The 12,539-nt window shown below is 43.5% G+C and carries 12 protein-coding genes; 5 read left to right on the top strand and 7 right to left on the bottom strand.

Annotation, left to right across the window (positions count from 1 at the left end; all coding sequences use genetic code 11):
- Window positions 1-125 precede the first annotated feature (125 nt).
- Window positions 126-998 carry an AraC family transcriptional regulator gene (locus ACWNM1_RS18720; protein WP_449602166.1) on the bottom strand — a complete coding sequence of 291 codons (873 nt, stop codon included), beginning with the start codon at window positions 996-998 and terminating at the stop codon, window positions 126-128.
- A gap of 189 nt (window positions 999-1,187) precedes the next feature.
- On the opposite strand from ACWNM1_RS18720, the gene ACWNM1_RS18715 reads away from it, so the two are divergent.
- Window positions 1,188-3,263 (top strand): beta-galactosidase, encoded by a 2,076-nt coding sequence (locus ACWNM1_RS18715; protein ID WP_449602165.1) that lies wholly within the window; start codon window positions 1,188-1,190, stop codon window positions 3,261-3,263.
- Window positions 3,264-3,306: 43 nt separating this feature from the next.
- On the opposite strand, the gene ACWNM1_RS18710 is transcribed toward ACWNM1_RS18715, so the two are convergent.
- Together ACWNM1_RS18710 and ACWNM1_RS18705 are read right to left on the bottom strand one after the other, a co-directional pair.
- Window positions 3,307-3,852 (bottom strand): N-acetyltransferase family protein, encoded by a 546-nt coding sequence (locus ACWNM1_RS18710; protein ID WP_449602164.1) that lies wholly within the window; start codon window positions 3,850-3,852, stop codon window positions 3,307-3,309.
- A complete protein-coding gene (locus tag ACWNM1_RS18705; protein ID WP_341145682.1) occupies window positions 3,849-4,499 on the bottom strand; it encodes an NUDIX hydrolase in 651 nt (216 codons plus the stop codon). The genes ACWNM1_RS18710 and ACWNM1_RS18705 overlap by 4 nt, the downstream gene beginning before the upstream one ends.
- Before the next feature lie 142 nt (window positions 4,500-4,641).
- On the opposite strand from ACWNM1_RS18705, the gene ACWNM1_RS18700 reads away from it, so the two are divergent.
- Both ACWNM1_RS18700 and ACWNM1_RS18695 read left to right on the top strand, forming a co-directional pair.
- Complete coding sequence (locus ACWNM1_RS18700; protein ID WP_449602163.1) at window positions 4,642-5,163, top strand: hypothetical protein; 522 nt, start codon at window positions 4,642-4,644, stop codon at window positions 5,161-5,163.
- Between the two features lie 5 nt (window positions 5,164-5,168).
- On the top strand, window positions 5,169-5,603 hold the full coding sequence (locus tag ACWNM1_RS18695) for a DUF5301 domain-containing protein (RefSeq protein ID WP_449602162.1): 435 nt from the start codon (window positions 5,169-5,171) through the stop codon (window positions 5,601-5,603).
- Between the two features lie 45 nt (window positions 5,604-5,648).
- Here the strand turns inward: ACWNM1_RS18695 and kduD are convergent, their stop codons facing one another.
- The 3 genes from kduD to kduI form a co-directional block, all read right to left on the bottom strand.
- Window positions 5,649-6,407: a 2-dehydro-3-deoxy-D-gluconate 5-dehydrogenase KduD gene (gene kduD / locus ACWNM1_RS18690; protein WP_042189303.1), complete on the bottom strand. Its 759-nt coding sequence runs from the start codon at window positions 6,405-6,407 to the stop codon at window positions 5,649-5,651.
- 43 nt (window positions 6,408-6,450) lie between these two features.
- Window positions 6,451-7,206 carry a DeoR/GlpR family DNA-binding transcription regulator gene (locus ACWNM1_RS18685; protein ID WP_076286209.1) on the bottom strand — a complete coding sequence of 252 codons (756 nt, stop codon included), beginning with the start codon at window positions 7,204-7,206 and terminating at the stop codon, window positions 6,451-6,453.
- A 132-nt stretch (window positions 7,207-7,338) separates the two neighbouring features.
- Window positions 7,339-8,172: a 5-dehydro-4-deoxy-D-glucuronate isomerase gene (gene kduI, locus ACWNM1_RS18680; RefSeq protein WP_449602161.1), complete on the bottom strand. Its 834-nt coding sequence runs from the start codon at window positions 8,170-8,172 to the stop codon at window positions 7,339-7,341.
- A 236-nt stretch (window positions 8,173-8,408) separates the two neighbouring features.
- On the opposite strand from kduI, the gene ACWNM1_RS18675 reads away from it, so the two are divergent.
- The gene (locus ACWNM1_RS18675) at window positions 8,409-10,085 is read left to right on the top strand and encodes a hypothetical protein (protein WP_449602160.1); all 1,677 of its coding nucleotides are present in this window, start codon (window positions 8,409-8,411) and stop codon (window positions 10,083-10,085) included.
- Between the two features lie 297 nt (window positions 10,086-10,382).
- Window positions 10,383-11,807, top strand: coding sequence for an aspartate ammonia-lyase (gene aspA, locus ACWNM1_RS18670; protein ID WP_379423841.1), 1,425 nt, complete (start codon window positions 10,383-10,385; stop codon window positions 11,805-11,807).
- Between the two features lie 106 nt (window positions 11,808-11,913).
- Here the strand turns inward: aspA and ACWNM1_RS18665 are convergent, their stop codons facing one another.
- Complete coding sequence (locus ACWNM1_RS18665) at window positions 11,914-12,453, bottom strand: MerR family transcriptional regulator (protein ID WP_449602159.1); 540 nt, start codon at window positions 12,451-12,453, stop codon at window positions 11,914-11,916.
- Window positions 12,454-12,539: the final 86 nt, after the last annotated feature.

Raw genomic sequence — 12,539 nt, 5'->3', positions numbered from 1 at the left:
CTATATTGATAAAAGGAGAGGGGCCCTTCTTCTGGATGCAAGAGAGATAACTGATTCTAAGTGTGATGCAACAAGATGTAGTCCCATATTTAAATGAAAAGATAACGATATCCCTTTGGATTTCGTTATCTTTTTTGTTCACCCTCTAAAAGTCGAAGCTTCATCACCCCAGGTGTACAGCCATAAGTATTTCGGAAGATTCGGATAAAATAATTCGTCTCCATTCCCAGTTGAATCGCAATATCCTGAACGAGAATATCAGCATTCTCTGTCATTAACTGTATCGCACGTTCTAGTCGCAGATTCTGTAGATATTTATGTGGAGTTACGGCATATTCCTGTACGAATAGACGCTGGAAATGCTGGACGGAATACCCCACAGCAGCTGCTAGATTGGAGATAAGGAGTGGCTCAGTATAATGTTCGTTAATAAGTTCAACCGATTTAGCCAACGCTTCATTACGCACAGACTCAAGTTCTAAACGACTGCCAGAGGAGTGTATGGATTCAGAACGACGTAACATCAGAAGTAATCGATATAGGGTTATAGATAGATCCTCCATCCCTTGCTCGTCTTGACGACTAGCCGTCTGATTGTTCACCGTATGCCAGATCTTTCCGATTTCCTCCCAACATTGTTCAAAATGAGCAGGATGATAGGAGAGAGAAGGGAGAAGGCCGATCCCCTCCAGCATTCCTTGCGATTGACTCCCTTCGATTCCGATGAAACCCACATGCCATGGTTCATGTGAGGTAGGATAATATTCGTGTCCTCGATCCGGTGGGAAAGCGAAAGCCATTCCAGGTTCTAGTATGGTTTCAGTACCGGTCTCCAGATCACGAAACAACCCAGTTCCGGTACGAATCAGAAAAATTTGATGAACAGGAAAACCTGTAGGGCGCACATGATGAAATTGTATATGACGACCTACAGAGTAGGGATACAAGGGAAGCGTCTCAGCGTCGCGCGGTAGTTCTATCAGTGAAAAAGGAAGCACGATGATTCACCTCATATTCATTTTGTACTATCACTTCGAGAGTATATTCCTACTGATCGGGATGAATTTTCTTATATTATAAATAGTATAAATGATGATTCGTGAATTTGATAGTTTAAGCATCTAGCGTCTCATCAGAGAATAGTCCCATTCAGGAAATGGGCAGAATTGAGAGGATGATCTTACATTATGACTAAAAAACACACCCCGATTAGCAGCAAAGCTCCAGTGATGCTGCACGGTGCCGATTATAATCCTGAGCAATGGCTGAAGTACCCAGAAATTTTGCGTGAGGATATTCGTCTGATGAAGCTTGCGAATTGCAATGTGATGTCTGTCGGGATTTTTTCTTGGGTATCCCTAGAGCCTGAAGAAGGTGTGTTCACTTTCGATTGGCTCGATAGTGTTTTGGATTCTTTTGCAGAAAATGGGATTTATGCTTTCCTGGCAACTCCTAGTGGAGCACGACCTGCTTGGATGTCTGAGAAGTACCCTGAAGTTCTAAGAGTGGAACGTAATCGTGTTCACAATTTACATGGCTTCCGTCATAATCATTGCTTCACCTCGCCTGTGTATCGGGAAAAGACTGCGATTTTAAATGCGAAGCTAGCAGAACGTTATAGCCAGCATCCTGCGGTTATCGGTTGGCATATTTCGAATGAGTTCGGTGGCGAATGTCACTGTGATCTTTGTCAAAATGCTTTTAGAGATTGGTTAAAGGTCAAATACAATAACAGTCTGGATGAGGTGAATCATGCTTGGTGGGCTACTTTTTGGAGTCATACCTACACTTCATGGACACAGATTGAATCCCCGGCTCCACATGGAGAGACGCAAGTACACGGCTTGAATCTCGACTGGCGGCGGTTTGTCAGCGAACGGACGATTGATTTCTGCCAGCATGAGATTAATACTGTTCGCCCTTACAATCCAGCATTGCCAATTACTACGAATATGCATATGATCGATGGCATTGATTATCGCGAACTAGCCAAAATTCTGGATGTTGTCTCATGGGACGCTTATCCAGAATGGCATTATACTGAAGACGGTGACGATGCTAGACTGGCAGCATGGACGGCGATGCACTATGATTTAATGCGTTCTTTTAAAAAGAAACCGTTTCTGCTCATGGAAAGCACGCCGTCTCTTACGAACTGGCAATCGGTCAGTAAGCTGAAGCGTCCTGGCATGCACAAGCTCTCTTCACTTCAAGCGGTAGCACATGGTTCGGATTCCGTTCAATATTTCCAATGGCGTAAAAGCCGGGGCTCTAGTGAGAAGTTCCACGGTGCAGTTGTTGACCATAGCGGCCACTCCGAGACTCGTGTGTTTAAAGATGTAACAGAAGTAGGTAAGACGCTGGCGGGAATGACAGAAGTAGTAGGTACATCAACTCCAGTAAAAACAGCGATTATTTTCGATTGGGACAACCGCTGGGCGATCAAGGATGCGCAAGGTATTCGTAATTCCGGATTGCGTTATGAGGAGACTGTACTACAGCATTATCGCGCTCTTTGGGAGCTAGGCATTCCAGTTGATATGATCGGATCGGGAGATGATCTGTCCGCTTACAAGCTCGTGATCGCACCTATGTTATATCTGATCAGTGAAGAGAATGGAAAGCGCATCGAGAAGTTTGTGGAGCAGGGCGGAACTTTCCTGGCAACCTATTGGTCTGGTGTCGTTAACGAAACGGATTTATGTCATTTGGGTGGATTCCCTGGACCACTACGCAGAACGCTCGGCATTTGGGCAGAAGAGACCGAAGGTCTGCATAGCCGTGATTTGAATGGTGTTGTAATGCTGGCGAGCAATGCACTTAATCTTAGTGGAGATTATGATGCGCATGAAATTGCTGAGCTGATCCACTTGGAAGGTGCGGAAGCATTAGGCACTTATCGCAGCGATTTCTATGCTGGCCGTCCAGCGCTTACGGTAAATCGTTTCGGTGAAGGAAATGCGTATCATCTCGCTACTCGTGTAAAAGACACCTCTTTCTACGTTGAATTGTATGCTGCAATCACTGCAAAAGCGGGAATTACTCGTGCGCTTAATAGTGAGCTTCCAACTGGTGTGACAGCGCAGCTTCGTACGGATGGAGAGAGTGATTATATTTTTGTACAAAACTACAGCGGCAGTCCGCAAGCGGTTAAATTAGATGGAGCGGATTATACGGATTTGTGCTCAGGCACTGCTGCTCCGTCTGTGTTAAATCTAGCTGTAAATGATCTCGCAATGTTGAAGCGTAAATCGTTAGTATAAAAAGAAGGCAGGACCTGAGGATTTCAGGTTCTGCCTTTTAATATCAATCCATAAATCGTCCCATCATAATCGTGTTATAGAATCTTCCGTCCGAAAGGCACTTATCATTTTTTAATATTCCCTCGATCTCAAAGCCAAGCTTCTGATAAAGTTTAACAGCTTTGTCGTTCGTTTCGAGGACATTTAAAGTGATTTTTTGGATACCGTTAGCGTCAGCCCATGCAATCGATTCTGCTAGAAAATTGTTTCCGATTCCATATCCCCAATAATCCTGCAGCACACATACTCCAAACTCAACTTTATGAGCAATTCTTTTTAAAGGATTGCCTTCACATCGAGAGAACCCAACGATTCGATCTTCAACTACTGCGACTAGAAATAAATTTCTTGGTTCCTCAGAATCTGATTGAATAAGCTGCTGAAACCCTGTTTCGTCTATAAAAGCCTCACCTGGTTCTCTGTCTAAATTCTCGGTCTCGCCATCGATTTGTACTCGTAACTCGGACAATGCCATAGCATCCGTAGTGAATGCAGATCTAATGGTGTATTGGATTCCTTTCACGGTAAATGTTCGTTGATTAATAATCATTTGTCCTCCGTTACTACTGGTGATTTTAGAAATATAGCTTCGATACCCTCGATAATACGAGTATAATAACCCACTTCATGGGGTACAAAATGGGTCTTGTCTACATCCTGCTCAATGGTAATTCTATGTCCATGCGGATCGATTTGAAAACCGTTGACTTGTAGACTATGTATTTCTCCCTGCCAAAATCTGCGGAAATCAGAGAACTTAGCTTTGACAATGCCGGCGACCTCTTCTTTTTGTAGCTGAAAATCTTCTAGACGATAGGGATTGTTATAAACAAAGACATGCGCTCGTTCATTATCGATAAGTTTTTCTTTTTTCATACTATAAGGAATTGTCCCTAGCGGGATCAGGTCTTTTAAGGATAAATCCAGTCCCAGCTCTTCATGAACCTCGCGTGTTCCATCTTCTACAGTTTCGTTTGCTAGCAAATGTCCGGCGGCCGTGATGTCCAGTAGTCCCGCATAATCTTGTTTCTGTTCACTCCGAAGTTGTAAATAGATATAGGGTATTTCCTGATCTTTGCTTATAAACCAGCAGTGGAAAGTCTCATGCCAATGTCCTAACCGATGTACCTCTTCACGTGGAGCCGTACCTGTTCGGTTGCCTGCTTCATCAAAAATGGTAAGTATCTCATTATGCATAGAAAAGCTCCTTTGTGATGATTTTTTCTTTCTAAAGCCTATCATAAAAACGTTCGAATTACCCTAAATGTTAGGGAGGTTCTTATTGACAACAGCTAGAATGAAATGTATATTTTTGGATGTTAATCAAAGGAGGAGTTAAATGAATTTAGTAACCATGAAGCAGAAGGATTTGGACAGTTTTAATGATGAAAGATTAGGATGGGTCTGTATGGAGCCTACCTTTCAGCAAATTCGCGCAAAATCACCATCGATCAAATCCGAAGTGATCTCAAAGCTCACAGATGGACAGAAAGCACTTTGTATGTTCAGAGTGATGCATGATCACAGCCGTAATTCCCAAGGGGAGTATTATGCTTGGATTTCTTACATGCAAGACCTGCCGGGGTATTGGACAGGGGTGATGGGAGGCATACGATTTTTTGGCGATGATCCAATGCAACTTTTGCTTCAGGAAACAAAGGCATTTCTTGAGGAAAGAAACAATAGACTTGGAGTACAGTGGGTTGATGCTGCCATCACGGATCTTGAGCGTGACCCTGAGTTGTTGAGAGAGATGAGTGGTTTATTTGAACGGTTTAAGAACATAGCCGAAGATAGCCACAGGTTGATTGGCGAGTATATTCGGGCACATCCGGGAGAATTTGTGGAGATAGAAGACTAATAATTATGAAAAAAAGTAAATTATTTTTATTATTTCTTATAGTAATAAATCTGCTTCTTTATGGAGTTCCCTTATATCACAGTTATAATTCATTTCAAAATCTTGTACTGGATCGAATCGATGCTACTCAAATCACCTCCATTAGAGTTCTTAAGAGTTCTAATGACCAAGAAATTAAAGTGGATGACCCGAAAGAAATTGAAAAGATCATACATGAGTTTTCTGACGTGAAATTAAAAAGAAGTGTTGCATCAGAACGACCTGCGGAGACCTATTGGATAAGAATATATGTAAATAAAGATCAGCGCTTTGGAATGACACTCTATGACACAGAATACTTGTATTTCAGCGATCGATCTAGTAATAGTAAGTATCACTCTGGAAATTTTAAGATTACTAGTAAATTTGCTGGGGAATCCATTACAAGTTTGTTTAAGTAAAAATAACCCGCTGCCACAGGCAGCGGGTTAAATATTTTAGGTTATTTATCTAGCCATCCATCCGCCGTCAACATTAAGAATATGACCATTCAAATAGTCGGAAGCTGCGGAAGCTAAGAATACGGCAGGGCCTTTAAGATCATCAGGTGTTCCCCAACGTGCAGCTGGAATACGATCTAAGATCGCGTCCGAACGACTTTGGTCGGCACGGATCGGAGCTGTATTTTCAGTCGCCATGTAGCCTGGTGCAATCGCATTGATGTTCAGACCGGAGCCTGCCCATTCATTGGCAAAAGCTTTAGTAAGACCTGCAACCCCGTGCTTACTCGCGGTGTAGCCAGGGACATTGATTCCGCCTTGATAGGAGAGCATAGAGGCGATGTTAATGATTTTGCCGGATCCTCTTTCCAGGAAGTGGCGGCCAGCGATCTGAGACAGAAGGAACACTGTGTTCAAGTTCAGGTTAATAACATCGAACCAGTCTTTTTCACTATGGTCTTTTGCCGGAGTACGGCGGATCATTCCTGCACAGTTTACGAGAATGTCAACATGACCAGTCAGTTCAAGGGCTTGGTCAAATGTGTTTTGCAGGTTGCTATGATCACTCAGGTCAGATTCGATGCTAACCGCTTTTACACCAAAAGCTTTTGCAGCGTTTACGGTTTCTTGACTTGTATTAAGAGATACGGATGCAATATCCGCACCTGCTTCTGCGAAGGCAAGGGCAATGCCTTGTCCAAGACCTTGAGCTGCACCGGTTACGAGTGCTGTTTTACCTGCCAAGCTGAATAATGATGATGACATTATAAATTACGCCCCTTTGATTTAAATGGATTTGATTCCGTTATTACTCACATTCAATGGCAATGCCGGCGCTGCGGAACTGTTCTGCTGTTTCGGGAGAGAGTCCTTTATCTGTCAAGATAACGTCAACTTCCTGCAGAGAAGCGAATGTACGCAGCGCAGTTTGGCCGAATTTATGATGATCCACAACCGCGAACACTTTACGGGCAGTAGACACAAGGGCTTGCTTAAACTCAATTAAATCTCCTGTATAAATAGAAAGTCCATGTTCGATATGAACAGCTGTCGAGGACAGAAATGCTTTTTGAATATTAAGTTGTTGCACATAGGAGACGGCTTCAGGGCCGGCCAACATATTGCGGACACGGTAACCCCCGGGAACGACGAGACGAATATGATCTTTGGGAACCAGTTCGCTGATGATGTATACATCATTGGTGACTACCGTTAGCGGCATATTGTCCAGGCGTCGGGCAATTTCAAGCGTTGTGCTCCCGCCGTCAAGAGCTATAATATCGTCCTGTTCAATATGAGCAAGCGCGCGCAAGGCGATCTCCGTTTTTTCGTCGGAATACTTATCCAGTGGATCCTTAGAGGGCAAAATACCAAACTGGTCGCTTTGTGCCAGCACAGCTCCGCCATGTACACGCACGATCAGTCCTTGCTCCTCCAGCTTGCTTAAATCCTCACGAATTGTTTTTCCCGTAACCTGTAGCTTATCGCTCAGTTCATTCACCGTTACATCTTTTTGGTTCAGCATAACTTCCATAATCATCTCATGTCGTCGTATCGGGTTCATCCGCTTGCCTCAGCTTTCCGTAATTGATTAAAATTATAAGAAAGTTTAAGTTTCACGCTAGACTCTTCCTTATAATTCTCGCACAAACGCTTATCGTCCTTAAAAGGACGCCGAAGGCGTTTTAGCTTGTCTCTATTGTAGTTCTTTCATGGATACGGGGTCCATATCATCATATCTTTTATTATCGCCAGCCATACTCCAGATAAAAGTATAGTTATGAGTACCAACACCACTGTGGATGGACCAGCTTGGAGAAATAACCGCTTGTTCGTTTTGCATTACGATATGGCGAGTTTCATTAGGCTCTCCCATCAAGTGGAACACAACGGAATCGTCTGGTAGATCGAAATAGAAATAAGCTTCCATCCGGCGTGGATGTGTATGTGCTGGCATCGTATTCCACATGCTACCTGGCTTCAGTTGAGTCATACCCATAACTAGCTGAGCACTTTGCACGCCATTTGTATGAATAAACCGGTGAATGGTACGCTCATTGGAGTTCTCCAAACCGCCCATCGCACCAGATTCGGATTCAGCCAGAGTGGTTTTGGTAGTTGGATAGGACTGGTGAGCAGGTGCAGAATTCAAATAGAATTTAGCTGGCTTGGAAGCGTCTGCACTTTTGAAGATAACGTCTTTAGAACCTTGACCGACATACAGACATTCCTTGAAATCTACTTCATATTCTGTACCATCGACAATAACCGAACCTTTACCGCCAACATTGATGATCCCCATCTCACGGCGTTCCAAGAAGTAAGTAACCCCAAGTTCTTTAAGGTCAGTTGTAAGTGCAACTTCTTCCTTAACAGGATTAGCACCGCCAACGATCATACGATCCTCATGGGTAAGTACAAGCTTCAGCTCATCTGGTGCAAAAATGACAGGAATGTGGAATTCCTTACGGAGGCGATCAGTGTCAAACTGCTTAACTTCATTAGGATGGGATGCAAAACGTCTTTCCATGGAATATTCAATCTCCTTCACAAGCATATTTTCGTTCGTATAGGTACAATTTACTCCATTCATGTTCATATTACAAGCGTTTATTTTTAAATATTGGTTCATTTAAGTTTATTTTTACTTTTTTAATAATTGCCAAATGAACGGAAAGTGTGCACAATAGATCTAAAATGCTTAGTTCTCATTTATAGGATTGTTATCATACTATTGAAAATTGAGATGTGGGAGGTTGAACTTGAATGCTGGAGTCGAATGGTATTCAGAGTACTTATCAGGACCGTCAACAAGAAATCATTATAAGTATAGCGCTGGAAGCGCAGAGACGGCCACTGCTTGAGAGTGGACTCTGGTTCCACGATGATGTGCGAAATAACTTTTATTATGCCTCATATCTTTTTGCAGCTGCAGTAGATGATTCTTTGTCGTTGCCTTTTGACCGGGAAGAAGCGAAACAGAAGGCACAGGATGTGCTGCTAGAGACATTAATGCTACAGAATCGTCAACCTGGCACGGAGCTATACGGGCACTGGCCGCTTGGATTGAATCCGGTTCCACGTGAGGCATCGCCGCATGAATTGCCTGTGGAAATTATGGGCAGTCTGATGGCCTACTTTTGCAAAAGATATAGTGGAGCACTAAACGCTCAACTTCGCATTGTCCTGAATACAGCATTTGGACACATTTATCGGAGTGATTTCTACCGTAAGCCGGTAATCACTTTTGGACATCATGAAGCGAAATATACAGCAGCAAAGCTGATTTTTGGTACTATGTTTGCAGATGATGTGCTCGTTGAGGATGGTCGGCAAAGTTTGAAGGACACATTGACATACATCCGCTCTAAGGGTATGCCAGAATACGGCAGTCTCCCGTGGTTCTGGCATTGGATACAAGCGTTTACCTGCGCTTTGGAGCTTGTTCCAACAGAGGATACGGATTTAATAACTACTCTTAAAGACATGCTTGATCATCTTTGGAAGGTAAGAGCAGAGTTTTATTTACGTGGAGCTTGGGTGGGTGCACATTCTAGAGGTTGGCCACATGATGTACCAGGGGATGCTAATGTGCTTCATGACTATGTTCAGTTCGGGGACTTCAAGCTTTCTGAGGCAATGCCACGCACGGAATACGCTGGACTCCTATTCTATAAAGCACCAGATGAGGCTTTAACAGCAGCGATGAATCGCCAGACGCCAGTGGAAACCACCAAGATTACACAGAAGGTAGTCCCAGCAGATCCGAACGCTCAACCGTTACTTCATTCTTATGCCTATATTACTGAGGTTTTTGCAGCAGGCGGAATGTGGGAACGGGTAGAGGAATTTGATAATGAACAGCTCCGTTGGGCTTTCTCTCTGCCTGTGAATGGAGAAGGAGGGTCCAACCAGCTATATTTCTTCCATCCAGGTCAAGGCTACAATGAGGGAGATCCACGCCATCAGAGCCGTTATATGGAGGTCCTCTATCACAAGAATGTAGTTATTTCTTTATTTCCCATTCCTCAGGGGGAAAAGAATACGATCATCGGTGTTCTTCCTCATGGGGAGTGGATGCAAGATCCGAACGCCTTGTTCGGTCAGGTTGGGGAAGTCTATTTCGCAATTTATTTATCTCAATCGTACCAACTACAGGAACGTCCGGGATACATTGAGGTAACCGTTCAAGGGATGCCGGGTGGGGTGATCGTTGAGGCGATCGGTGTTAAGGAGTCTGCTGAGCGTGGCATCATCGGACTGGATGCATTTGTAATAGCTATGGCCCATAATGAACCTAAGTTTGAGATGGAAGACGGATTGGCGGCTCATTATACGACCAGTAATGGCAATAGATTGCATTTGAGTATGAAGAGCGAGTCAGAGCAACCGCGAGCTTTGCTGAATGGTGTGAAGATCTCTTTGGAGAACTATACGGTTTAATAAGAACTCAACATAGTTGTAAGTTAAGTTTGGATGGAGTCGACCTTAAGGTCGGCTTTTTTATATTATAAATGCGCATACTAGGCTATAGCTTCATTTGGAAATTTACTCCTAATAAAAACCAGCTTTCCTTTAAGGGCAAGGCTTTCGTAATCTTATTTGAAATTAATTACATTAATCTCTAATTTTATGAGAGACATTTATCACAATAAAGGTTAATATCTAAGTGAGACATATGAATGAATGCGCTTTCTTAAATCCGTTCAAACCTAACTCAAAGAATGCGAGGGATTTACTGTGACAGGAACTGAATTTCGTGTAGAAAATGATTTTCTAGGCAGCAAACAAGTAGATAAGAACGCATACTATGGGATTCAGACATTACGCGCAGTAGAGAATTTTCCAATTACGGGTTATAGAGTGCACAATGAATTAATCAAAGCGATGGGGATCGTAAAGAAAGCCGCTGCGCTTGCAAATATGGAAATTGGCAGGCTCTATCGTGGGCTTGGAGAAGTTGTTGTGAAAGCAGCAGATGAGATCATCAAAGGTCAATGGCACGAACAATTTATTGTAGACCCTATACAGGGTGGTGCAGGTACCTCGTTAAATATGAATGCCAATGAAGTCATTGCAAACCGAGCATTAGAGCTGCTTGGTCATGAAAAAGGAGACTATCGTCATTTAAGTCCCAACTCTCATGTGAATATGGCGCAGTCAACAAATGATGCATTCCCGACGGCTATTCATATTGCGACGCTTTCTCTTCTGGAACAACTGCTTGTTACGATGCGCAGAATGCATGAGGTGTTTGCAGACAAAGCCAAGGAATTCGATCCGGTTATAAAAATGGGACGCACACATCTACAAGATGCAGTGCCGATTCGTCTGGGCCAAGAGTTCGAGGCTTATCGCAGAGTACTTGAGAGAGATATCAAACGTATTGAACATACACGTCATCATTTGTATGAGGTGAATATGGGGGCAACGGCTGTAGGAACTGGATTAAATGCTGACCCTCGATATATCGAAGTGGTTGTAGAGCATTTGGCTGAAATAAGTGGATTGCCGTTAGTTACTGCAGATCATCTTGTGGATGCTACGCAAAATACAGATGCATACACAGAAGTGTCTGCTGCCCTAAAAGTCTGCATGATGAACATGTCCAAGATTGCTAATGATCTTCGACTCATGGCCTCCGGCCCGCGGACAGGGTTTAATGAAATTTCACTACCTGCTCGTCAGCCTGGTTCCTCCATTATGCCAGGTAAAGTTAATCCGGTTATGGCAGAGGTCATCAATCAGGTAGCTTTTCAAGTGATAGGAAATGACCATACAATCTGTCTGGCTTCCCAAGCGGGTCAACTGGAACTGAATGTTATGGAGCCAGTTCTAGTGTTTAATCTCATTCAGTCCATCAGCATCATGAACAACTCCTTCCAAGTCTTCACAGATTTCTGTCTGGCTGGTATTGAAGCCAATAAAGAGAAGCTAGAGCGGGATGTGGAGCGGAGTGTCGGAATCATTACTGCGGTTAACCCGCATTTGGGCTACGAAGTGGTTTCTCGTATTGCTCGTGAGGCGATTTTGACAGGAGAATCTGTTCGTGAATTGTGCCTAAAGTATAATGTGCTATCCGAGGAAGAGCTCAATCTGATTCTGGACCCATACGAAATGACGCATCCAGGAATCGCAGGCTCAGCTTTATTGCAGAAGCAATAGGGATTACCTAACCGTTAATCGCTGACTTTGTCATCCATGTCCTACGATATTTAAAAAGAACCTACTTCAACGTTAGTTAGAAGTGGGTTCTTTTTGTGTTTCAGGCTTACAGGAAAAAGAATGAGCGTAATAGGCCACGTTTTCTTGGTGGAGAGGGCAACCTTGCAGTAGTAACGGGATGGGAAGCTTCATTAGATGTGAAGGCGTTGCCTTTTGAACCTTGCATGGGTTCTAGGGTTGCCGCTAATTGTTTGATCATTATCCGCAGATCCTCAAGCTCCTCACGCTGTTGAAGCAACTGTATCATGACTACTTCGTCGGCTTTTTGATCGAGTGTACGTTCAATATAATGAATCCGGGATAATATATCTTGCATAGGCTCTGCGTCTGTGGGATGAAGTGGATCTTGCGGTGATGAGGACATCTGTTTTTCATTCGAGTCAGTTAATTGAATACTCTCTAGTGGTTCTCCGTGATTAATGCGGTCTTTAATATGACTAAGCAAGCTGATTTGCTGCTCTGAGAATGTATAGTGGCCAAACCGGTCTTTTGGAAAAAAATCAGGGAACATAGCAGCCCAACGTTTGATCGTAGTCTGGCTAACGGACAGCAGCTCTGCGGCATCCTTTGTTTTCAGAATTTCCATTTTGATTCCTCCAGTTCAGGTAGTCATGTTATGAGTAATTCGTTGTTCAATTGCTGCTCCCTGCAAGGCTGACAAAGGAAGTGCGG

Source organism: Paenibacillus sp. Marseille-Q9583, assembly GCF_976954365.1.
Note: the sequence above shows the minus strand (reverse complement) of the source record. Positions and strands in the feature narration are given on the sequence as shown.

Excerpts from the sequence above, each read along its gene's own strand:
- ACWNM1_RS18685 (WP_076286209.1), bottom strand. The coding sequence starts at position 7,206 with ATGAACCCGATACGACGACATGAGATGATTATGGAAGTTATGCTGAAC.
- ACWNM1_RS18710 (WP_449602164.1), bottom strand. The coding sequence starts at position 3,852 with ATGATTATTAATCAACGAACATTTACCGTGAAAGGAATCCAATACACC.
- ACWNM1_RS18665 (WP_449602159.1), bottom strand. The coding sequence starts at position 12,453 with ATGGAAATTCTGAAAACAAAGGATGCCGCAGAGCTGCTGTCCGTTAGC.
- ACWNM1_RS18675 (WP_449602160.1), top strand. The coding sequence starts at position 8,409 with ATGCTGGAGTCGAATGGTATTCAGAGTACTTATCAGGACCGTCAACAA.
- ACWNM1_RS18700 (WP_449602163.1), top strand. The coding sequence starts at position 4,642 with ATGAATTTAGTAACCATGAAGCAGAAGGATTTGGACAGTTTTAATGAT.
- kduD (WP_042189303.1), bottom strand. The coding sequence starts at position 6,407 with ATGTCATCATCATTATTCAGCTTGGCAGGTAAAACAGCACTCGTAACC.
- ACWNM1_RS18705 (WP_341145682.1), bottom strand. The coding sequence starts at position 4,499 with ATGCATAATGAGATACTTACCATTTTTGATGAAGCAGGCAACCGAACA.
- kduI (WP_449602161.1), bottom strand. The coding sequence starts at position 8,172 with ATGGAAAGACGTTTTGCATCCCATCCTAATGAAGTTAAGCAGTTTGAC.
- ACWNM1_RS18715 (WP_449602165.1), top strand. The coding sequence starts at position 1,188 with ATGACTAAAAAACACACCCCGATTAGCAGCAAAGCTCCAGTGATGCTG.
- ACWNM1_RS18695 (WP_449602162.1), top strand. The coding sequence starts at position 5,169 with ATGAAAAAAAGTAAATTATTTTTATTATTTCTTATAGTAATAAATCTG.